We start from the raw sequence: 21,711 nt of genomic DNA, 5'->3' as shown, positions 1-21,711 counted from the left end.
GCACCGCTGGGTGCACTGCCGGGTCCGAGCATCCGCAGGACGGGCCGCCGCGCCGTAGAGGCGTAGGTCCCGAGGGCGGTACCGGACGGGGGCGGAAGTCCGGTGACAGTGCCGGACGGCCGGTGCTCCAATGGGGCCCGCACGGGGGCCGAGGAACCACGGAGGTCCGCGGTGGACCCTGTCCCCACGGCCGTGCGGCCCGCGACCGGGCGGCGCGAGCTGCTGCCGGCCATGCGGGCGCTGCTCCTGGCCTTCAGCGTGCTCACCGCGCTGGGCTTCGTCGCGCTGTTCGTCCTGTCGACGCGGACCAGCGAGAGCTTCGCGTGGACCATCCAGCCGCCGGCGACCGCGGCCTTCCTCGGCGCGGGCTACGCGGCCGGCTTCACCCTGGTGGTGCTGTCGCTGCGCGACCCGGTGTGGGCGCACAGCCGGGTGCCGGTGCTCACCATCCTGGTGTTCACCGTGCTCACGCTGGTCGCCACGCTGGTGCACGTCGACCGGTTCCACTTCCAGGCCGAGTTCGCCGCGGCGCCGCTGCTCGCCCGCGGCGCCGCCTGGTTCTGGACCGCCGTCTACGTGGTCATACCGCTGGCGATGCTCGTCGTCCTGCCGGTCCAGGAGCGGGCGCCGGGGACCGACCCGCCGCGGACCCGGCCGGTGCCGGTGGTCCTGCGGACGGCGCTGGCGGTGGAGTCGGTGGTGCTGCTGGCCGTGGGCGCCGCGATCTCGGTCGCGCCGTCGTCGGCGGCGACGCTGTGGCCCTGGACGCTCACCCCGCTCACCGCGCGGGTGGTGGGCGCCTGGCTGGTCGCCTTCGGCGTCGCCACCGCCCTGGCCGCGCTGGCCGGGGACCTCGAGCGGCTGCGCACCGCGACGATCGCCTACACCGTGTTCGGCGTCCTGGAGCTCGTGGTCGTCGTGCTGCACCGCGGCGACGTCGCGTGGGAGCGGCCGGCGGCCTGGCTGTACGTCGCCGTCGCGGCCGCGATCGCCCTCACCGGCGCGGCCGGCTGGCGCCTGGCCCCGCAGCCCCGGGGGCTCCACCGCTCCTGAGGGTCGCGGCCCTCGTGGCCGCTGCCGGTGTCCTCGCGGCGTGCACCTCCTCCGCCGGCACGGGTGGGGACGAGGCCGCACCGGCGACCGCGGCCGCGCTCGAGGAGCAGGTCGCCCGCAGCGAGGCACTGCTCGAGGAGGTCCTCGCGGCCGACGAGCCGGGCTGCTCCGCGGCGGTGGGGAGCGACGGCGAGGTGGTCTGGGCCGCGGCCCGGGGTGTGGCCGACACGACGACCGGACGCCCGCTCACGACGGACACCACCTTCGACGTCGGCTCGGTGGCCAAGCAGTTCACCGCCACGGCGGTGCTGCTGCTCCAGCAGGACGGCGTGCTGTCGCTGGGTGACCCGGTGTCCCGGTGGCTGCCGGACCTCCCGGCCTGGGCGGACGAGGTCACCCTCGACCAGCTGGTGCACCACACCAGCGGCATCCCCGACTACCTCGCCGACTTCGAGGCGGCCGGGATCGCGCTCACCGACCGGACGACGCAGGAGCAGGCGGTCGCGGCGATCGCCGCCCACGCGGAGCTGCCGCCGGCGGAGGGCTTCGCCTACTCGAACTCCAACTACGTGCTGCTGGCCGAGGTGGTCCGGGCGGCGTCCGGGCAGCCCCTGCCGGAGTTCCTCCGCACCCGCGTCTTCGAGCCCCTCGGCCTCGCCCTCGCGGTCGACCCCTCCGCGGCGTCCCCGGACACCACCGACCCGGCCTCGGCGCGCGGTCACGTCAAGGACACCGCCACCGGACCGTGGCGGCCGGCCGGCTCGCGGTTCGAGCAGGTGGGCGACGGCGCCGTCCGGGCGACGCCGTCGGAGCTGGTGCGCTGGGCCGACGAGTACCGCGAAGGCCGGCTCGGGGGCGAGGCCATGCTCGCGGCCCGGCTCGCCGACCCCGCCCCGGTCGACGCGGCGCGGGACTACGCCGCGGGCGTCTTCGTCATGCGGGCCGGGGACCTCGAGCACGGCGGCAGCTGGGCCGGGTTCCGCAGCGCCTTCCGCGTGTCGGCGGACCGGCACACCGCGGTGGCGGTCACCTGCAACGGCGAGGAGCCGGGCGTGACCGACCTCGACCGGATCTGGCGGGTCCTGCCCGGCGTGTGGCTCTGACCCGGTGTCCCTGGCGAGCGGCGGTGAGCGGGCGGCCGGGCACGGCGAGCGTCCGGCCGTCGGTACGGTCGGTGCCGTGTCTGCGTGCGCCCCCGTGACCCGTCCCGGCCGTTCCCACTGACGGCGCCGGGACGGCCGGAGGTACCTCCCCCGGTCCCGCGCCGCCAGGCTCTCCGCCGGGTGGCCACGTCGCGTCGCCCGGCACCTGCCGGCAACCAGGAGCCCCGCATGCACGCGCACGAGCACGAGGAGTCCGGACCGCCCCCCGGACCCGCCGTCACCACGCTCTTCCTGATGGTCGGCCTCCCGGGCTCCGGCAAGACGAGCAGGGCCCGGGAGCTGGCGGCGTCGCACCGCGCGCTGCGGCTGACCCCGGACGAGTGGCACCTCCCCCTGTTCGGTACGTCGCTGACGGCCGACGGCAAGCGCGACGTCCTGGAGGGCCGGCTGATCACGGTGGCGCTCCGCGCGCTGACCCTGGGGACCAGCGTGGTCCTCGACTTCGGACTCTGGAGCCGAGACGAGCGGTCGGCACTGCGCTGGCTGGCCGCCGGAGCCGGGGCGCAGTCCCAGGTGGTGTACCTGCCGGTCGACCCGGCCACCCAGCTCGCGCGTATCGCGCACCGTCGGGCCACGACCCCCCGTGCGACGTTCCCGATGCCCGAGGACGACGTCCTCTCGTGGCGTGACCGGTTCCAGGCGCCCGATGCCGCCGAGATCGCGGGGGAGGACGTCCCGAGCCCGCCACCGGGTCGGTCGACCTGGCTCGCGTGGGCCGTCGACCGGTGGCCGACGCTCGACCCCGGTACGCCCTGACCGCTCCTCGGCACCTGCGCACCGTGGGTGCCGAGGACCGGAACACGGGGTGGGCCCCGGCCGCCGGGCGGCGGCCGGGGCCCCGGGCTCAGGCGCGCCCGAACAGCTTGCGGTCGTACCAGGCCGACAGCACCGGGTAGCGGGCCGGCAACAGCCGGACCAGCCGGTCGACCAGGACGGCGTCCTTCCCGACCCGCACCCGCGGCTTCCCGGCCTCGACGCCGTCGACGACGATCCGCGCCGCCTGCTCGGCGGGCATCGTCAGCAGCTTCTCGTTGTAGACGCGGTTGCGGGCCAGCTCCGCGGGGGAGAGCTCGAGGCCCTGCGCCTGCGCCTCGGCCACCGTCGCCGACGCGATGTTGGTCTTCACCCCGCCCGGGTGGACGACGGTGACCTGCACCGGGTGCCCGCCGGCGATCATCTCGGTGCGCACGACCTCGGTGAACCCGCGGACGGCGAACTTGCTCGCGCAGTACGCCGACAGGGTGGGCTGGGCCATGAACCCGTTGAGGCTGGAGACGTTGACGACGTGCCCGTCGCCGGAGGCGACCAGGTGCGGCAGGAACGCCTTGGTGCCGTTGACGACGCCGAAGAGGTTGACCCCGAGGGTGCGGTCGTAGGTCTCCCAGTCGGTGTCGAGCACCGAGCGGCCGCCACCGGAGACGCCGGCGTTGTTGTAGACCTGGTGCACCACGCCGAAGTGCGCGGCCACCGCGTCGGCGTAGGCGATCACGGCGTCCCGGTCGCTGACGTCGAGCCGCGCGGTGTGCACCTCCGCGCCCAGCGCCTTCGCCCGGTCGGCGGTCTGGCCCAGGCCCAGCTCGTCGACGTCGGACAGCGCCAGCCGCGCCCCCCGCTTCGCCAGCTCGAAGGCCAGCTGCCGGCCGATGCCGGACCCGGCGCCGGTGACGACGGCGACCTTGCCGCGCACGCTGCTCATCGGTTCTCCCCTGGGAGGTCGGCGCCCGCGGACCGGGCGAGGTCGGTGGTGAGCTCCACGAGCCGGTCGACGACGCCCGGCGCGAGGTGGTGGCCCATGCCGGGGATCTCGACGTGCCGGGCGCCGGCGATCGCGTCCGCGGTGGCCCGCCCGCCGCTGGGGTGGACCATCCGGTCGACGTCGCCGTGCACGACCAGCGTCGGCGCGGTGATCCGCGCCAGGTCGGCGGTGCGGTCGCCGGAGGCCTGGATGGCGCCGATCTGGCGGGCCACCTCCTGCGAGCGGTCGCCGCCGCCGCGCTCCCACACCGCGGCCGCCCAGGCGCGCTCGAGGTCGTCGTCGGGCGGGAAGCCGGGGCCGCCGATGTGGCCGAGCATCGCCAGGTGCCGCTCGACCGACTCCTCGACGCCGCGCGGCGCGGCCTTCGCCAGCCGCAGGACCGTGGAGCGGGCCGGCTGCCCGACCCGGCGCGACCCGGTGGTCGAGAAGATCGAGGTCAGGCTGGCCACCCGGTGCGGGTGCCGGGCCGCGACCACCTGGGCGATCATCCCGCCCATCGACATGCCCACCAGGTGCACCCGGCCGAGGCCGAGGTGGTCGAGCACGCCGACGGTGTCGGCGGCCATGTCGGTGAGGTCGTAGGCGTCCGGCCGGGGCCGGGCCAGCAGCTGCCGCGCGCGGCCCGGCGGCGGGGTGGCGATCCGGCCGGACCGGCCGGCGTCGCGGTTGTCCAGCCGGACCACCCGGAAGCCGCGGCCGGCGAACCCGTCGACCATCCGCCGCGGCCACGAGGTCAGGTCCAGCCCGAGGCCCGCGACGAGCACCAGCGGCTCGCCGTCGGCCGGGCCGTCGACGCGGTAGCAGATCCGCGGGCCGGCCGGCAGGTCGGCGAAGCGGTCCTCGTCGGCGGCCGCCGGGCGGGCCGGCGCCTCGGCGGCGGTCACGCGGGCACCGCCTCGGCGGCGGTCACGCGGTCGGCCGCGCGGGTGAGCCGGAGCTCGGGGTCGACGACGCTGTCGGCCCGGAGCAGCTTGACGTCGGAGTGGTAGTCCATCGACGTCAGCCACGGCATCCGGTCGCCCTGCCGCGGCAGCCGGCCGACGGCGCGCTGGATGTAGCCGGCGGCGAAGTCGAGGAAGGGCCGGGTGGGCATGTCCGGGTCGGCCGGCACCGGCCGCGCGGTGTCCAGGCCGCGCTCGTCCATGTGCCGCAGCAGCCGGACGAAGTGCTCGCAGAGCAGGCCGACCTTCAGCGTCCAGGACGAGTTGGTGTAGCCGATCGCGTAGGCGAGGTTCGGCACCCCGGACAGCATCATCCCCTTGTAGGAGACCGTCTCCGACAGCGTCACCGGCGCGCCGTCGACGGTGATCGCGACGCCGCCGAAGGCCTGCACGTTCAGCCCGGTCGCGGTCACGATCACGTCGGCGTCCAGGTGCCGGCCGGAGGCGAGCTGGATGCCGGTCTCGTCGAAGGCGACGACCCGGTCGGTGACGACGTCGGCCTTGCCCTCGCGGATGGCGCGGAACAGGTCGCCGTTGGGGACGGCGCACAGCCGCTGGTCCCACGGGTCGTACGGCGGGTTGAAGTGCGTGTCGACGTCGAAGCCCTCGGGCAGCTGCTTGGTGTTGACCCAGCGGATCACCTTGCGGGCGGCCTTCGGGTGCTTCTGGCAGAAGCTCCAGATCGCCCGCTGCTGGGCGATGTTCTTGCGGCGGGTCAGCGCGTAGCCGCGCTCGTCGCCGAACCACTTCCGCAGCAGCGCGGCCACCTTGTCCTCGCGCGGCACCGGCAGCACGTAGGTGGGGGTGCGCTGCAGCATCGTCACCGACGCGGCGGTGCCGGCGATGGCCGGCACGATCGTCACGGCGGTGGCGCCGGAGCCGACGACGACGACCCGCTTGCCGGTGAGGTCGAGGTCCTCGGGCCAGGCCTGCGGGTGGACGATCTCGCCGCGGAAGCGGTCGCGGCCCTCGAAGGCCGGGGTGAAGCCCTCGTCGTAGCGGTAGTAGCCGCCGGCGCAGAACACCCAGCCCGCGGTCAGCTGCAGCCGCTCACCGGTGTCGGTGCGCTCGACGTCGACCGTCCACCGCGCGTCCTCGCCGGACCACGCCACCGCCAGCACCCGGTGGTGGTAGCGGATCTTCTCGTCCAGGCCGTTCTCGGTGGCGGTCTCGCGCAGGTAGGCCAGGATCTTCGGGGCGTCGGCGATCGACTGGCGGTCCCGCCACGGCTTGAACTCGTAGCCGAAGGTGGACAGGTCGGAGTCCGAGCGGATGCCGGGGTAGCGGAACAGGTCCCACGTGCCGCCGGAGGCGCCGCGCGCCTCCAGGATCGCGAAGCTCTTCGCGGGCAGCTCGGTGGTCAGGTACCGGCCGGCGCCGATGCCGGAGATCCCGGCGCCGACGATCAGCACGTCGAGGTGCTCGACCGGCGTCTGCGTGGTGGTCAATGCGGTGCTCCGTCCTCGGGACACGGGTGCGGCGGCATACGACACTGCGTGGTCCCGGTCACCCGGTGCAACGACGAAGTGCACCGATCCGATACTGATGCGGTGCAGAGTGCTGCAGGGAACGTCGAGTGGCCGTCCGTCTCGCCCCGCACCCGGGAGCTGTTCCGGCGGGGCGCGGAGGTGGCGCTGGACCCCCGCGCCGACTGGATCGAGGAGCTGCACCGGGCGTCCCTGGGCACCGAGCGGATGCGCCCGGTCGCCGAGGACCCCGTGCTCGCCGCCGCCACCCGCCGGGCCAACCTGGCCAACCTCCTGCACTGGGCGGCGGCCAACGTGCAGCACCCGGGCCGGCGGGTGCCGGCCAACACCGGCGGGGAGGTGCTGGAGGCCGCCCGTGACCTGGTCCGCCGCGGGCTGGACCAGAGCGGGCTGGACGCCTACCGGACGGCGCAGGGCGTGGCCTGGCGGCGGTGGATGGAGATCTGCTTCGAGCTGACCGGCGACCCGGCCGAGCTGCGCGAGCTGCTCGACGTCTCGGCGCTGTCGATCACCACGTTCATCGACGACACGGTCGCGGCCCTGTCCGAGCGGATGGCGGCCGAGCGGGCCGAGCTCACCCGCGGCGCGCACGCCGAGCGCCGGGCCACGGTCACCCTGCTGCTGGAGGGCGCGCCGATCGGCCGGGCCCGCGCGGAGGCGCAGCTGGGCTACGGGCTGACCGGGCCGCACACCGCCGCCGTCGTGTGGACCGGGTCGGGCAGCGCCGCGCCCGGCCCGCTGGAGGCCGCCGCGGAGGCGGTGATGCGGGCGGCGGGCGCGACCCGGCGGCTGACCGTCGTCGCCAGCGCGGCCGCGCTGTGGGTGTGGCTGCCGGTGGGCACCGCGCCGCGGGCGGCGGAGCTGGCCGGGCCGCTGGCCGCGCACCCCGACGTCCGGGTGGCGGTGGGCCGGCCGGGCCGCGACGTCGACGGGTTCCGCCGCAGCCACCTCGACGCGGCGACGGCGCAGCGGATGCTGGCGCGGCTGACGTCCCCGCAGCAGGTGGCCCGCTACGAGGACGTGCAGCTGGTGTCGCTGCTGACCACCGAGCCGACCCAGCTCGAGGAGTTCCTCGCCGGCACCCTCGGCCGGCTGGCGACCGCCGACCCCGACACCCGCCAGGCGGTGCTCACCTACGTCCGGGAGCTGGGCAACGCCTCCCGCACCGCCGAGCGGCTGTACACGCACCGCAACACCGTGCTGCGCCGGCTGGCCCGCGCCGACGAGCTGCTGCCCCGGCCGCTGGCCGAGAACGTCCTCGGCGTGGCCGCGGCGCTGGAGGTGCTGCGCTGGCGCGGCACGACGGACTGACGGCATGCGGACGACCGTGGACCGGTACCAAGCCGTGACTCCGGTCACCATCGGGTGGACGATGGGTGGACAGCAGGTGTCGCGCAGGGGGGAGATCGCCGATGCGCGTCCTCCACCGCGCCGCCACCGCCCGGCGCGCCCTGGCCTCCACGGCGCGCCTCGCGGTCACCGGTGCGCAGGTCGCCGCCGCGCCGGCCGTGCTCACCGCCGGCCTGCTCGGCGTCTCCGCCCGCGCCGCGGTGCGCACGGCGGAGGGCCTGACCAGCCGGGTCGCCGGCCGCCCGGTCGACCTCACCCAGGCCGCCGTCTCCGGCGTCCGGGCGGCCGGCACGCTGCTCACCGGCGCCGACCCGCTGCCCACCGGCCGGCTGCGGGAGCTCGCGCGGGTCGCCACCGGCATGTTCGAGCCCGTCGGCGGGCGGCACACGCCGCGGGTGTGGGCCGACGCCGGCCTCGTGCAGGTGGAACTGCCCGAGTGCGCCCCCGGCGCGCCGCCCGACGCCGGCCGCACGCTGCGCGCGCGCCTCGAGCGGCTCGAGGGCGTGCAGTGGGCCACGGTCAACGAGGTCCTCGGCCGGGCGCTGGTCGCCGTCGACACGCGGCGGGTGGGCGTGGACGACGTCGTCGGCACGGTGCGCACCCTGCAGGACGCCGGCGACCGGCGGGACGTCCTGCGGGAGGCGGCCGACCACCCCGCCGACCTCGAGCCGCTGCTGGCCACGGCGACCGCGCTGGCCGTCGACGCCCTCGGCGTCCTCACCGCGCTCACCGCCCGGGCGCTGCCCGTCCCCGCCCTGTCGCGGCACGCCACGCTCGCGGTCACGCTGATCGACACGCAGGACTGGATCACCGAGCTGCTCGCCCGGCGGATCGGCCGGTACGGCACCCGCCTGGCGCTCGAGGGGCTCTCCGCCGTGCTGCACTCGGCCACCCAGAGCCCGGTCATCCCCGCCCTCAACGCGGCCGCCTCCGCCCAGCAGGTGCTCGAGGTCCGCGCCCGGCGGCAGGTGTGGCGCCGCCGGGAGCAGCAGCTGTGCCGGCCCGAGCCGGACGGGACCGAGCCGGAGGACCCGGCCCCGGCGGCCCGCGCCGGGGAGCGGCCGGTCCCGCTGCCGCCCGGCGCGGTCGACCGCTACCAGCACCGCATGGGCCCGACGACGACCGGCGCCGTGCTGGCCGTCCTCGCCCTGACCGGCCGCCCCGGCCGCGCCGCCGACCTGGTCAAGGCGCTCACGCCCAAGGCCGCGCTGGCCGGCCGCGAGTCCTTCGCCGCCACCCTCGACTGGCTGCTGTGCCGCGCCGGCGTGCTGCCCCTGGACGGCACGGCCTACCGCCGGCTGGACCGCGTCGACTGCGTGGTGGTCGACGGGGCGACCCTGTGCACCGGCCCGCCGGTCGTCCTGGAGGCCACCGCCGAGGCCGACGGGTGGGATCCCGCCGCCGTCTGGACGGCCGCGGCCCGGCTGCTGGCCGACGGCGGCGGCGCGGACGGCACCCGGCTCGGCCCGCCGCGGGGAGCGCCGGACGCGCCGGGGGCGGCGCTGCGCAGGCTGTACGCCGGGCGCCGCCGGGTGGGCACCGCGCTGGTCGCCCCCGAGCTCGACCCGCACGCCGAGGCGCTGCTGACCACCGCCGCCGGCACCGGCGCGCGCCTGGTGCTCACCGCGCACGCCGGCAGCCGGGAGATCGCCGGCGTCGCCGGGGAGGTCGCACCCGCGGACGAGCCGCTGGCCGGCGTCGTCCGCCGACTGCAGGCCGACGGGCACGGGGTGCTGCTGGTCTCCTCCGCCGACGCGGCCGCGCTGCTGGCCGCCGACGTCGCGGTCGCCCCCGTGCGGCCGGACCGGGCGCCCGCCTGGGCGGCGGACCTGGTGACCGGGACCGGCCTGGCCGACGCCTGCCGGGTGGTGCGGGCCGTGGCCGACGCTCGGCGGCTGGCCCGCCGGTCGGTGCAGAGCGCGGTCACCGGCAACGTGCTGGGCGGGCTGCTCGCCGCCGTCGGCTCGGTCCGCGCCGGCCAGCGGCGGGCGACGGCCCCGGGCAAGTCCGCGGCGCTGTGGACGATGGTCGACGGCACCGTGACGGCGGTCCGCGCCGCCCGCCGCCCCCCGCCGCCGCCGTCGGTGCACACGCCGTGGCACGCCCTCGACCCCGACGACGTCCTGCGCCGGCTGGCCGGCCTGCCCCGGGACGACGACGCCCCGCCCGGCCCCCTGACCCGCGCCTGGCGGCGGGGGACCGGCACGGCCGCGGTCCGGGTGCCGGTCCGGTTCGGCCGCACCGTCGCCGCGGAGCTCGCCGACCCGCTCACCCCCGTCCTGGGCGCCGGCGCCGGCGCCACCGCCGTGCTCGGCGAGACCGCGGACGCGTTCCTGGTCGGCGGGGTGACGGTCGGCAACGCGCTGCTCGGCGCGGCGCAGCGGATGCGCGCGGAGACGGCGCTGGCCTCGCTGCTGCTGCAGCAGGACGCCCGCGTCCGCCGTGAGGCCGACGGCGGCGAGGAGGAGGTGCCGTCGAGCGCGCTGCGGGTGGGCGACGTGGTCCTCGTCGGGTCCGGCGACGTGGTGACCGCCGACGCGCGGCTGCTGGCCGCGGAGGACCTCGAGGCCGACGAGTCCAGCCTGACCGGCGAGTCGCTGGCGGTGGCCAAGTCGGTGGCGGCGACGCCGGGCGCCGAGGTCCCCGACCGGCGCTGCATGCTCTTCGACGGCACGACCGTCGTCGCCGGCACCGGCCGCGCGGTCGTCGTCGCCGTCGGGGCGGCCACCCAGGCGGGCCGGGCGGCGCGGGCCGCCGGGCGCGGGGGGCCGCCGGCCGGCGTGCAGGCCCGGCTGGCCGAGCTCACCCGCTCGGTGCTGCCGTTGACGCTGGCCGGCGGCGGGACCGTGGCCGCGCTCGGCGTGCTGTGGCGGCGGCCGCTGCGCGAGGCGGTCAGCTCCGGGGTCGCGGTCGCCGTCGCGGCCGTCCCCGAGGGGCTGCCGCTGGTCGCGACCGTCGCCCAGCAGGCGGCGGCCCGGCGGCTGTCGCGGGACGGGGTGGTGGTGCGCAGCGCCCGGGTGCTGGAGGCGCTCGGCCGGGTGGACACCGTGTGCTTCGACAAGACCGGCACGCTCACCGAGAACCGGCTGCGGGTGGCCCGGCTGCTGCCCCTCGGGGACGACCGCGGGGACGACGACCGGGAGGACGGCCTGCTGCGCCTGGCCGCGGCCGGGATCGGCGCCGGCGACACCGACGCGCACGAGACCGACCGCGCCGTCGACGCCGCCGCCACCGACCACGGTGTCGCCGGCGACGGCGAGCCGGAGGCCTCGGTGCCCTTCGCCACCGGGCGCGGGTTCTCGGCGGCGCTGCGCTCGGGCCGGCTGGTGGTCAAGGGCGCGCCGGAGGTCGTGCTGCGGCTGTGCACCGACCCGGGCGACGCCGCGGACCGGGTCCGGGAGCTGGCCTGCGACGGGCTGCGGGTGCTCGCCGTCGCCGACCGCGCGGTGGACGGCCGGCCCGACGACCTCGAGGCGGCGGCGACCGGACTGACCCTGCGCGGCCTGCTGGGCCTGGCCGACACGGTGCGCGACTCGTCGGCCGCGGCGGTCGAGCAGCTGGCCGCGGCGGGCGTCCGGGTGCTCGTGGCCACCGGCGACCACCCGGAGACCGCCGCCGCGATCGCCGCCGAGGCCGGGGTCCCCGACGCCGGCCGGGTGGTCACCGGCGCGCAGCTGGCGCGGGCGTCGGAGTCCGAGCGGACCGCCCTGGTGCGCGGGGCGGCGGTGTTCGCCCGGCTGACGCCGGAGCAGAAGGTGCTGCTCGTGGGCGCGCTGCGCCGCGCCGGCGCCACGCTGGCCATGACCGGCGACGGCATCAACGACGCCGCCGCGATCCGGCTGGCCGACGTCGGGGTCGGTGTCGCCGGCGCCGAGTCGCCCGCCGCCCGCAGCGCCGCCGACGTGGTGATCACCGACCGGGACCTGACCCGGCTGGTCGACGCCGTCGCCGAGGGCCGGGCGCTGTGGTCCCGCGTCCGGGACGCCGTCGCCATCCTCGTCGGGGGCAACGCCGGCGAGGTCGCGTTCACCGTGCTGGGCTCCGCGCTGGGCGGCCGGGCGCCGCTGGGCACCCGGCAGCTGCTGCTGGTCAACCTGCTCACCGACATGTTCCCGGCGCTGGCCGTGGCCGTGGCCCGGCCGCGGGCGGCCGCCCCGGCCGCGGACGGCGGGCCGCTGGCCGGGCACCCGCTCGCGCCGGTGCTGCTCGCCGGCCCGTACCGCGGTTTCGCCGAGGCGGTGCGCCGCCTGGTCGCCGTCCGCGGGGTGGCCACCACCGTCGGCGCGACCGGCGCGTGGGCCACCGGCCGCGTCACCGGCCTGGGCCGGCGGGCCAGCACGATGGGGCTGGCCGCGCTGATCGCCACCCAGCTCGGGCAGACCGCCTGGGCCGGGCGGCGCAGTCCGCTGGTGCTGGCCACCGCGGCCGGGTCGCTGGCCGCCCTGGCCGCGGTCGTGCAGACCCCGGGGCTCAGCCGGTTCTTCGGCTGCACCCCGCTGGATCCGCTGGCCTGGGTGGTCGTCCTCGGCTGGGCCGCGGCCGGCACCGCCGGCGCGGAGGTCGTCCCGGCCCTGGCCCGCCGGTGGCCGGGTCAGGACGCGACGCGCTCCGGCGCCCCCGACCGGGAGGACCGGGTCATCGCCCAGCCGGCCAGCGCGGCCACCGGGAACATCAGCACCCCGTAGACCGCCGCGGGGACGGCCAGCTCCACGCTGCCGAGGACGCTGATCGCCACCGTGATCGCCAGCGTGCTGTTGTGCACGCCGATCTCGAAGGCGCAGGCGACCGCCTGCCGGTGGCCGACGCCCAGCCCGCGCGGCACGGCGAACCCGGCCAGCAGGCTCAGCGCGCAGAAGGCGAGCGCCACCAGCCCGACCTCCCGCAGGTACCCGGCCACGTTCTCCCGCTCCGCGACCACGGTCCCGGCGATCACCAGCGCGAGGACCAGCGCGGACAGCACCCGCACCGGCCGGTCCGTCCGCGCGGCGAACGCCGGCGCCGCCCGCCGCACGAGCATGCCGAGCGCGACCGGCACCAGCACGATCGCGAACACCTGCACGGTCTTGCCGAACTGCAGGCCGATCGACCCGGCGCCGGGCGGGTCGAAGACGGTCACGGCGAGGTTGGTCACCAGCGGCAGGGTGACGACGGCGAGCAGCGAGTTGACCGCCGTCAGCGAGACGTTGAGCGCGACGTCGCCGCGGAACAGGTGGCTGAACAGGTTCGCCGTCGTGCCGCCGGGCGAGGCGGCCAGCAGCACCATCCCCACCGCGAGCACGGGCTGCAGGCCGGCGACCACCACGAGGCCGAGGCACACGGCCGGCAGCACCAGCAGCTGCAGGCCGAGGGCGACGACGGCGGCGCGCGGCCGGCGGGTGACCCGGACGAAGTCGTCGACGGTGAGCGACAGCCCCAGCCCGAACATGATCACGGCCAGGGCGGCGGGCAGGGCGACGGTGCTGAGGGCCGAGTCCACGGGCGACCTCCGGAACGGCCGCGGCCCCGTTGCCACGGATCGCCCGGATCCTGGCGGACCGGAGGCCGGCGGGGCGAGCACCGGCACGCGACCGGGGGACCGGCGGTGCGCGGTCCGGTGGTTGACCGGCCCCCCGGCCGGGAACCGACACCTGGTCGGCCGCCCGGCGGGGGGAGCGGTCGCGACAGCTCCCGGTGGGGGCCGGATGAGGCGGGGCGGACCCGCGGCGTCGGACGGGACGGAGTCGCGCAGTGACCACGGTGGAGCAGGGGAGCCGGACCCTGGGGGACCGCTACGAGCTGCAGGAACTCATCGCCACGGGCGGCATGGGCCAGGTGTGGCGGGGCCGGGACCACCTGCTGGCCCGGCCGGTGGCGGTCAAGGTGCTGCGCAGCGAGTACGCCGACGACCCGACCTTCCTCGCCCGCTTCCGCAACGAGGCCCGGCACGCGGCCGCGCTCACCCACCCGAACATCGCCACCGTCCTGGACTACGGCGAGGGCGCCGACGACGTCACCGGCGAGCACCTGGCCTACCTGGTGATGGAGCTGGTCGAGGGCGCGCCGCTGTCCAGCCTCATCCAGACCGAGGGCCCGCTGGACACCGACGCCGCGCTGTCCGTGCTGCGCCAGGCCGCGGCCGGCCTCGCCGAGGCGCACCGCCACGGCGTGGTGCACCGCGACGTGAAGCCCTCCAACATCCTCGTCCGGCCCGACGGGCGGGTGAAGCTCACCGACTTCGGCATCGCCTGGTCGGCCGAGTGCGTGCCGCTCACCCAGACCGGGCAGGTCATCGGCACCGCGCAGTACATGTCCCCGGAGCAGGCCGCCGGGGAGCGGGTCAGCCCGGCCAGCGACGTCTACGCCCTCGGCCTGGTCGGCTACGAGTCGCTGACCGGCCACGCCGCCTTCACCGGCACCAACCCGGTGACCGTCGCGCTCAAGCAGGTCCGGGAGCAGCCCGAGCCCCTGCCCGACGACCTGCCGCCCGACGTCCGGGAGCTCATCGGCGCCGCGCTCACCAAGGACCCCGGCGAGCGCCTGCCCGACGGCGCCGCGTTCCTGTCCGCGGTCGAGGAGACGCTCGACCACCAGGCCGCCCCGGTGCCGCCCACCCGCCCGGTGGCGGCCGCCGCCCCCGCGCCCGGGGCGGCCCCCGCCGCCGGGCCCGTCTCCCGGCCGGAGCCGCACCGGCGCCGGCGGGCGCTGGTCCTGCTGCCGCTGCTCCTGGTCGTGCTCGTCGCCGGCGGCGTGCTGTTCACCGTGACCCGGGCCGGCGACGCGCCGGTGGCCGACGCCGCCGAGACGCAGCAGGCCGGGATCGTGCTGCGGGCCGCGGACTTCGTCGGCCGCCCGGTCGCCGAGGTGGCCGACGACCTCACCGCCCTCGGCCTCACCGTGGGGCAGCGCAGCGAGCAGACCGCGGACGCGGCGCCGGGCACCGTCGTGCGGCTGGACCCGGTGGACGTGGAGCTCGCGCCCGGCGACCGGGTGCAGGTGTTCGTCGCCGTCGCCCCGGACACCGCGGTGCCCGAGCCCGGGACGCCCGCCGGCGGTGCCGGGCCGGGCTCGCCCGGCGAGGCGGGGCCGGAGTCCCCGGCCGCGACGCCCGAGGCGCCCGCCGCGGACGGCGGCACCCCCGAGGCCACGACGCCGGAGGCCCCCGGCGACGAGGCCACGACCCCCGAGGCCCCGAGCCCGGAGGCCCCGAGCCCGGAGGCCCCGGCCCCCGAGGCCACGACGCCCGAGGCCCCCACCGCGGAGGGCACCGGGTCCGCGGGGACCACGCCGGAGGGCACCCCGGAGGCGACGGGGAGCACGCCGTCCGGCAGCACGACGCCGGAACCGCCGGCGCCGGCGACCGGGACGCCCGGGGACACCGTTCCGCCGACTCCGGAGGAGCCCCCGGCCCTGGAGGCGGGGACGACGTCGACGGGCGAGGCGCCGGCGACCTCCCCGGCGCCGGACGCCGGCACCGGCGCGACCGCTCCCGCGGAGCCGGCGTGGGACGGCTCGCGGTGAGCTCGGGCTAGGGTCCGACGCCATGTCGACGAGGTCGCGGGTCGAGCCGACGGGGAGCGTCCGGGAGCTGGGCCTGCCCGCGCGGGCGGTGGGCGCGCTCAGCCGCGCCGGCGTCACCACCGTCGAGCAGCTGTCCGCGCTGACCCGCCGCGAGCTGGCCGCCGTCCCCGGGCTGGGGCCGGCGATGGTGGCCGCCGTCCGCGCGGTCGTCCCCGAGCCCGTGGCGGTGGGCCTGTGGCCGCTGCCCGACGGGGACGACGCACCGCCGTCCCCGGCGATCCCGTCGTTCGACTCGCTGCGCGCGCCGCGCCGCAAGACCGCGTTCGACGTCCTCGTGCCCGGGGAGGACCCGGGGGAGAGCGTGCCGTCGGGAGCGGTGCCGTCGGGAGCGGTGCCGTCGGGAGCGGTGCCGTCGGGAGCGGTGCCGTCGGACACGGCGCCCTCGGACGGGGCGTCCGGCGGGACGCCGGAGCCGGCCGAGGAGCCGCCCCCCGCCGGGCCGCACCCCGCCGCCGCGCCGGCCGCCCCGGCACCCCGGCCGGCCGAGTGGGCCGACCTCGCCGCCCTCGGCGCGCGCGGCGTCCGGGCCGCGGCGGTCCTGCCCTGGCGGGTGACCGGGTGGTGGCTGCGCCTGCCGCTGCGCGTCGCCGGGCGGCTGCTCACCCGCCCCTGACCGGAGCGTGGTCCGCGCCACGGAACACGGCCGGGGTTTGTCACGGACGCATAACGGCCGTTACCGTGGCCGAGGCCGTCCGGCCCCGTCCCCGCCAGGGGACCCGGGCGGTCGCCGCCGAGTCGCCCCCTGGGCGAGCCGGGGACCCACCGCAGTACTGGGGTGAATCCCGCACCGGACCCGCGCGTCCGGGCGGGTAGGGCCGCTTCCCGCCCGAACCCGTCAGCTAACTCGGTAGGCGGCTGACGGGAGACCTGCACCCATGCCCTTGAGCACCACCCCCGGCCGCCCCGGCGCGTCCGTGAACCGTTCCAACCGCCGCCGTCCGCTGGCCGCGCACCGCCGTCCGGGCCTGTACCTGGGCGTCGCCGCCGCCGGTGCGGTCCTGGTCAACGTCCTGGTCGGCCCGCAGCCGGCCGCCACCGCCGAGGCCGGGACGGCGAGCGAGTCGGTCGCCGTCGCCGAGGCGCTGGGGCTGTCGGCGCAGTCCGGCCCGGTCACCGCCGCGACCCCGCCGGACCTCGCGCCGCTCGAGGACCTCGCCGCCACCCGCAGTTCGCGGGAGGCCGCCGAGACCGCGGCACAGCAGTCGCAGGCCGCCGCCGACCAGGCCACCGTCGACCGGCAGCGCGCCGAGGCCGAGGCCGCCGCCCGTGCCGCCGCCGAGGCCGCCGCGGCCGCCGAGGCCGCCGCCGAGGCCGCCGCCGCGGCGGAGGCCGCCGAAGCCGCCGAAGCCGCTGCAGCCGCCGAGGCCGGGGAGGCCGCGGACGCGGAGGAGGCCGGCCCGGCGGAGACCGCGGGCACCACCGCCGTCTCGGTCGTCGCCCGCATCACCAACACCGCCGGCCCGGTCGAGCCGCAGGTGCAGGCCGCCGCGGACGCCGTCGTCAGCAACGTGCCGGGGGCGGACTCGATCACCCTCGGCGGCACCCGCGCCAGCGCGGCCGACCCGGGCGGCCACCCCTCCGGCAGGGCGCTGGACTACATGGTCATGAGCGACGCCGCCCTCGGCGACGCGATCGTCGCCTACCACCGCGCGCACTGGGACGAGCTCGGCGTCGACTACCTGATCTGGGAGCAGCGGATGCTGTCCTCGCCGAACGGGTCGTGGCAGACGATGGAGGACCGCGGCGGCACGACGGCCAACCACTACGACCACGTGCACGTCAACTACCTCTGACCGCCCTCAGCGCTCGCCCGGGTAGGGCGGCGCGCTGTCGGCGACCACCGCGCCGCGCTCGCCGAGCGGCCGCTCGGGACCCACGGTGGAGTCCCGGGCGGTCTGCCGCTCGGTCTCGGCGTTCACCACCGCGCCGACGATCACCAGGAAGACCGTCGTCCACAGCCAGAACATGCTGATGGCGACGCCGGCGAGCGACCCGTACGTCGCGGAGTAGTCGCCCAGGCTGCGGACGTAGGCGAAGAAGCCGATCGTCGTCGCGAGCCACAGCCCGGTGGTCAGCGCCGCCCCGGGGGTGATCCACCGCCACCGGGCCTGCGCGCGGTCGGGGCCGAACCGGTAGAGGACGGCGAGCACCGCGCTCATCAGCACCGCGGCGAGCACCCACGTCAGCACGGGGGCGACGTCCCGGACGGCGCCCGGTGCCCCGGCGAGCGCACTCGAGACCTCGCCGGCGCCGGCGATGATCCCGCCGAGCAGGACCGCGCCGCCGAGCACGAGGACGAGGGCCAGCGCGCTGCGGCGGAGGAAGCCCCGCGTCTCGGTCTCGTGGTAGGCGAGGGTCAGCCCGTCGATGAGGTAGGTCATCGCGGTCGTCGCCGTCCACAGCGCCGCGGCCAGGCCGCCGAGGCCGCGCCAGGTGTTCACGTGCGTGGAGGCGGTGGTGATCGTGGTCAGCTGGTCGACCACCAGCGACCGCAGGTCCTCCGGCAGCATCCCCGCCACCCCGGACAGCTGGTGCAGCGCGTCCTCGGGGGTGTTGACGACGCCGTACACCGACACCGCGGTGACCAGCACCGGAGCGACCGACAGCAGCGCGAAGAACGCCACCGCCGATGCCTGCACCATGAGCCGGTCGCTGAGCACGTGGCGCCCGGCGCGGCGCAGCACCCGGCGCCAGTCGCGGGCGGTGAGCCGGTGCGGCGAGTGGGCGTCGGTCGCCGCCGCACGGCCGGGGGGCTCCTCGTCCCGGGTGTGCGCCATGCCTGATCGCACCGCCGGACGGCACCGGCCGCAACGCGGCTCCCCGGACCCGGCGCCGGCGTCCGCTCCGGCGTCGGGGAGGCTGGCTGTCCGTGACCGCATCGGGACCCGCGCGTGACTGACCTGCTCCTCCCGGAGGGCCTGACGCCCTCCCTGCTCGCCCTCGTGCTCGTCGCGGCGCTGGCCGCCGGCTGGGTGGACGCCGTCGTCGGCGGCGGCGGGCTGATCCAGCTGCCCGCGCTGCTGCTGGTGCCGGGCCTGGCCCCGGTGCAGGCGCTGGCCACCAACAAGCTGGCGTCGGTGTTCGGCACCACAACCAGCGCGGTCACCTACCAGCGGCGGGTGCACCCGGACCTGCGGACGGCGCTGCCCATGGCCGCGGTCGCCCTGGTCGGCTCGTTCTGCGGGGCGTCGGTGGCGGCGCTGCTGCCGGCCGCGGTGTTCAAGCCGGTGATCGTCGTGGCGCTGGTCGGCATCGCGCTGTTCACCGCGTTCCGCCCGGCGCTGGGGGAGGTGACGGCGCTGCGGCACACCGGCCGCCGCCACCACGGCACGGCGCTCGCGGTCGGGGCGGTGATCGGGTTCTACGACGGCGTCCTCGGTCCCGGCACCGGCTCGTTCCTCGTCTTCGCCCTGGTGTCCCTGCTGGGCTACGACTTCCTCAACGCCAGCGCCAAGGCCAAGATCGTCAACGTCGCGACCAACCTGGGCGCGCTGGCGTTCTTCGTGCCGCACGGGTCGGTGGTCTGGGGCCTGGGCCTGTGCCTGGGCGCGGCCAACACCCTCGGCGGCTACGTCGGCTCCCGGACGGCGACCTCCCGCGGCACCGGCTTCATCCGGGTCGTGTTCCTGGTCGTGGTCACCGCGCTCGTCGTCCGGCTCGGCTGGGACGTGTGGACGGAGAACGTGCGCTGACCGGCCCGGACGGTGCCCCTGGGCCCTTGCCCCGGCGGCGGGGACACGTCAGCCTGGGACGCCGGTCCAGGTCGCGGAGCCGGTGTGGACGTGCACGTCGAGCACGACCGACAGGCGGCAGCCGATGGAACCCGTCGCACCGCGGGCGCCGGACCCCGGCGAGGAGGTCCGCCCCGGTACCCGCTGGCTGCTGACGGCCTTCCTGGCGCTCACCCTGCTCGCCGTCGCCGAGCTGCTCCTGCTCGCCGACGTCGCCGACCGCTTCTGGGCCTGGTCCATCCGCACCGAGGCGACCGCCGCGTTCCTCGGCGCCGCCTACACCGCCGGCGCGGTGCTGTCGGTCCTCTCCCTCCGGCAGGACCGCTGGAGCCGGATCCGGGTGCCGGTGCTCACGGTCACCCTGTTCACCGTCCTCACCTGCGCCGCGACGCTGATCCACACCCACCGGCTGCACCTGCTCACCGGCGGGCCGGTCGCCCGGGCGGCGGCCTGGGTGTGGCTGGCCGTCTACCTCGTCGTCCCCGCCCTGTGCCTGGCGGTGGTCCTCGGGCAGGAGGTCCGCCGGGGCCGGCGCCCGCCCGTGCGGCTGCCGCTGCCCGCCCGGCTGACCGGGCTGCTGCTCGTCGAGGGGGTGCTGCTGGCCGGGGCGGGCGCGGTCCTGTTCGCCGGCGGGCTCACCGTGCACCACCACGTGGAGACCATGGCGTCGTTCTGGCCGTGGGAGATCACGCCGCTGAGCTCGCAGGTGATCGGCGCCTGGCTGCTCGCCCTCGGGTTCGCGGCGGCGCTGTCGGTCCGGGAGCGGGACCTGGACCGGCTGGGCGTCGCGGCGGTCACCTACACCGTGTTCGGCGCGCTCGAGCTCGTGGTGGTGCTCTGGTACCGCCGGGACGTCGAGGCCGACGACCCGTGGCTGTGGGCCTGGGTGGCCCTGCTGGTCGCGGTCGTGGGCACCGGCGCGGCCGGGATCCGGGCCGCCCGGCCGACGTGGGCGCGCCGGCCGGGCGCGCCGGTGCGGTGACCGGGTCCCCGCCCCCGGGGGAGCGGGGACCCGGCCGCGCTCACGTCCCCCGCAGCTCGCGGCGGAGGATCTTGCCGGTGACCGTCTTCGGCAGCTCGTCGAGCACGACCACGCTGCGCGGGTACTTGTAGGCGGCCATCCGCTCCTTGCAGTGCGCGATCAGCTCCTCCGGGGTGGTGCTGGCCCCCGGCCGGAGGCTGACGAAGGCCTTGACCGTCTCGCCGCGCTTCTCGTCGGGCACGCCGACGACGGCGGACTCGCGGACGGCGGGGTGCTCGGCCAGGACGTCCTCGACCTCGCGCGGCCACACCTTGTAGCCCGAGGCGTTGATCATGTCCTTCTTGCGGTCGACGATGAACACCCAGCCCTGCGGGTCCATGAACCCGACGTCGCCGCTCCTGAGCGCCCCGCCGGGCAGGTTGGCCGCCGTCTCCTCGGGCTTGCCCCAGTAGCCGGCCACCACCTGCGGGCCCTCGGCGACGATCTCGCCGACCTCGCCCAGCGGCAGGTCCTGCCCGTCGTCGCCCTGGATGCGGACGATCGTGTTCGGCGCCGGCACGCCGACCGACAGCGCGCCCGAGGTCGGGTCCACCGGCGACGGCGACCCGAACGGCGTCACCGTCATCGGCGACGTCGTCTCGGTGAGGCCGTAGGCGTTGTGCACCTGCTTGCCGGTGGCCTCGAAGAACCCGCGCTCGGCGGCCGGGGAGATCGCCGCCCCGCCGGAGTAGACCGACGTGAACGAGTCGAAGTGCTCCTTGCGGAACCCCGGGGCGTTGAGCAGCGCGCTGAACGCGGTGATCGCGCCGATGGTGAACGCCGGCCGGTGCTCGAGGAACGCGTCGAGCACCACCTGCGGCTCGAACCGGTAGGCCAGCACCAGCGGCGCCGGCACCAGCATGCTCACCGCCACGTGCCCGATCAGGCCGGTGATGTGGAACAGCGGGGCGATGCCGAAGATCGCGCCGTCCCGCCCGGCGTGCACCCAGTCCCGGTAGACCTGCGCGGTGAACACGACGTTGCGGTGGGTGTTCATCGCGCCCTTGGGCACGCCCGTCGTCCCCGACGTGTAGGTCAGGAACGCGACGTCGTCGGGGCCGAGCTCCACCGGCGGCGGGGTCTGCCCGCGGTACCGCTCGACGAACTCGAGCAGGTCGGTGGTGCCCTCGTGCCGCTGCCGGGTGACGCCGGCGAACAGCCGATCGTCGTTGCGGGTCTGCAGGTCCAGCCCGCTGGTGGTGAGCACCAGGCGGACGTCGGTGCCCGGGACGACGTCGCGGGCGACCTCGTCGTAGAGGGTGTCCAGGCACAGCAGCACCGTCGCGCCGGAGTCGGCCAGCAGGTAGGACAGCTCCCGCGCCCGGCTCATCGGGTTGATCGACACCATGACGCCGCCGGCCTTCCAGGTGGCGACCATGGCCATGACGAACTGCGGCACGTTCTGCAGGTAGACCGCCAGCCGGTCACCCGGCCGGAAGCCCGACTCCAGCAGCCCGGCGGCCATCGCGTCGGTCATCGCGTCGAGGTCCCGGCGGACGACGGTGCCGTCGAAGTAGCGCAGCGCGTCGCCGTCGGGGTCGCGCTGCACGCCGGCGCGGAACATCGACAGGGCGTCGCCGAACTCGATGTCGTAGTCCGGCCGCTGGTCGCCGTAGAGCGCCAGCCAGGGGCGGTCGTCGTAGACGCTCACG

At 77.2% G+C, this 21,711-nt stretch carries 16 protein-coding genes and 1 riboswitch; of the genes, 10 read left to right on the top strand and 6 right to left on the bottom strand.

Annotated features, from left to right (window positions below; genetic code table 11):
* Positions 1 to 171 precede the first annotated feature (171 nt).
* The 3 genes from ACI8AA_RS03395 to ACI8AA_RS03385 all read left to right on the top strand — a co-directional run bounded on the left by ACI8AA_RS03395 (position 172) and on the right by ACI8AA_RS03385 (position 2,972).
* Entirely contained in the window at positions 172 to 1,053 is an 882-nt protein-coding gene (locus ACI8AA_RS03395) for a hypothetical protein (protein ID WP_457043113.1), read from the top strand.
* Between the two features lie 14 nt (positions 1,054 to 1,067).
* A complete protein-coding gene (locus ACI8AA_RS03390) occupies positions 1,068 to 2,156 on the top strand; it encodes a serine hydrolase domain-containing protein (RefSeq protein ID WP_457043112.1) in 1,089 nt (362 codons plus the stop codon).
* Between the two features lie 228 nt (positions 2,157 to 2,384).
* Complete coding sequence (locus ACI8AA_RS03385; RefSeq protein WP_457043111.1) at positions 2,385 to 2,972, top strand: AAA family ATPase; 588 nt, start codon at positions 2,385 to 2,387, stop codon at positions 2,970 to 2,972.
* Between the two features lie 88 nt (positions 2,973 to 3,060).
* On the opposite strand, the gene ACI8AA_RS03380 is transcribed toward ACI8AA_RS03385, so the two are convergent.
* The 3 genes from ACI8AA_RS03380 to ACI8AA_RS03370 are packed head-to-tail and all read right to left on the bottom strand — an operon-like array spanning position 3,061 to position 6,361.
* Complete coding sequence (locus ACI8AA_RS03380; protein WP_457043110.1) at positions 3,061 to 3,912, bottom strand: SDR family NAD(P)-dependent oxidoreductase; 852 nt, start codon at positions 3,910 to 3,912, stop codon at positions 3,061 to 3,063.
* Positions 3,909 to 4,856, bottom strand: a complete 948-nt coding sequence (locus ACI8AA_RS03375; protein WP_457043109.1) for an alpha/beta fold hydrolase — start codon at positions 4,854 to 4,856, stop codon at positions 3,909 to 3,911. The genes ACI8AA_RS03380 and ACI8AA_RS03375 overlap by 4 nt, the downstream gene beginning before the upstream one ends.
* Positions 4,853 to 6,361 (bottom strand): flavin-containing monooxygenase, encoded by a 1,509-nt coding sequence (locus tag ACI8AA_RS03370; RefSeq protein WP_457043108.1) that lies wholly within the window; start codon positions 6,359 to 6,361, stop codon positions 4,853 to 4,855. Before ACI8AA_RS03370 ends, ACI8AA_RS03375 begins: the two co-directional genes overlap by 4 nt.
* Positions 6,362 to 6,463: 102 nt before the next feature.
* On the opposite strand from ACI8AA_RS03370, the gene ACI8AA_RS03365 reads away from it, so the two are divergent.
* Positions 6,464 to 7,711 carry a PucR family transcriptional regulator gene (locus tag ACI8AA_RS03365; RefSeq protein ID WP_457043107.1) on the top strand — a complete coding sequence of 416 codons (1,248 nt, stop codon included), beginning with the start codon at positions 6,464 to 6,466 and terminating at the stop codon, positions 7,709 to 7,711.
* A 101-nt stretch (positions 7,712 to 7,812) separates the two neighbouring features.
* Positions 7,813 to 12,435, top strand: a complete 4,623-nt coding sequence (locus tag ACI8AA_RS03360; RefSeq protein ID WP_457043106.1) for an HAD-IC family P-type ATPase — start codon at positions 7,813 to 7,815, stop codon at positions 12,433 to 12,435.
* Here ACI8AA_RS03360 and ACI8AA_RS03355 read toward each other — a convergent pair.
* Entirely contained in the window at positions 12,342 to 13,226 is an 885-nt protein-coding gene (locus ACI8AA_RS03355) for a bile acid:sodium symporter family protein (RefSeq protein ID WP_457043105.1), read from the bottom strand. The two genes, ACI8AA_RS03360 and ACI8AA_RS03355, sit on opposite strands and share 94 nt — an antisense overlap.
* A 251-nt stretch (positions 13,227 to 13,477) precedes the next feature.
* Here ACI8AA_RS03355 and ACI8AA_RS03350 point away from each other — a divergent pair, with 251 nt between their 5' ends.
* From ACI8AA_RS03350 to ACI8AA_RS03340, 3 genes are all read left to right on the top strand, one after another.
* Complete coding sequence (locus tag ACI8AA_RS03350) at positions 13,478 to 15,247, top strand: protein kinase domain-containing protein (protein WP_457043104.1); 1,770 nt, start codon at positions 13,478 to 13,480, stop codon at positions 15,245 to 15,247.
* Positions 15,248 to 15,269: 22 nt separating this feature from the next.
* A complete protein-coding gene (locus tag ACI8AA_RS03345) occupies positions 15,270 to 15,920 on the top strand; it encodes a helix-hairpin-helix domain-containing protein (RefSeq protein WP_457043103.1) in 651 nt (216 codons plus the stop codon).
* Positions 15,921 to 16,025: 105 nt separating this feature from the next.
* Positions 16,026 to 16,176, top strand: a riboswitch (cyclic di-AMP (ydaO/yuaA leader).
* A 6-nt stretch (positions 16,177 to 16,182) separates the two neighbouring features.
* The gene (locus ACI8AA_RS03340) at positions 16,183 to 17,100 is read left to right on the top strand and encodes a hypothetical protein (RefSeq protein ID WP_457043102.1); all 918 of its coding nucleotides are present in this window, start codon (positions 16,183 to 16,185) and stop codon (positions 17,098 to 17,100) included.
* 6 nt (positions 17,101 to 17,106) lie between these two features.
* Here the strand turns inward: ACI8AA_RS03340 and ACI8AA_RS03335 are convergent, their stop codons facing one another.
* The gene (locus ACI8AA_RS03335) at positions 17,107 to 18,084 is read right to left on the bottom strand and encodes a YihY/virulence factor BrkB family protein (RefSeq protein WP_457043101.1); all 978 of its coding nucleotides are present in this window, start codon (positions 18,082 to 18,084) and stop codon (positions 17,107 to 17,109) included.
* A gap of 114 nt (positions 18,085 to 18,198) precedes the next feature.
* On the opposite strand from ACI8AA_RS03335, the gene ACI8AA_RS03330 reads away from it, so the two are divergent.
* Together ACI8AA_RS03330 and ACI8AA_RS03325 are read left to right on the top strand one after the other, a co-directional pair.
* Positions 18,199 to 18,999 (top strand): sulfite exporter TauE/SafE family protein, encoded by an 801-nt coding sequence (locus ACI8AA_RS03330; protein ID WP_457043100.1) that lies wholly within the window; start codon positions 18,199 to 18,201, stop codon positions 18,997 to 18,999.
* 124 nt (positions 19,000 to 19,123) lie between these two features.
* Positions 19,124 to 20,020, top strand: coding sequence for a hypothetical protein (locus ACI8AA_RS03325; protein ID WP_457043099.1), 897 nt, complete (start codon positions 19,124 to 19,126; stop codon positions 20,018 to 20,020).
* 40 nt (positions 20,021 to 20,060) lie between these two features.
* Here ACI8AA_RS03325 and ACI8AA_RS03320 read toward each other — a convergent pair whose 3' ends face one another.
* On the bottom strand, positions 20,061 to 21,710 hold the full coding sequence (locus ACI8AA_RS03320; RefSeq protein ID WP_457043098.1) for an AMP-binding protein: 1,650 nt from the start codon (positions 21,708 to 21,710) through the stop codon (positions 20,061 to 20,063).
* Between the last annotated feature and the right edge of the window lies 1 nt (position 21,711).

Source organism: Geodermatophilus sp. SYSU D01180 (assembly GCF_054050415.1).
Note: the sequence above shows the minus strand (reverse complement) of the source record. Positions and strands in the feature narration are given on the sequence as shown.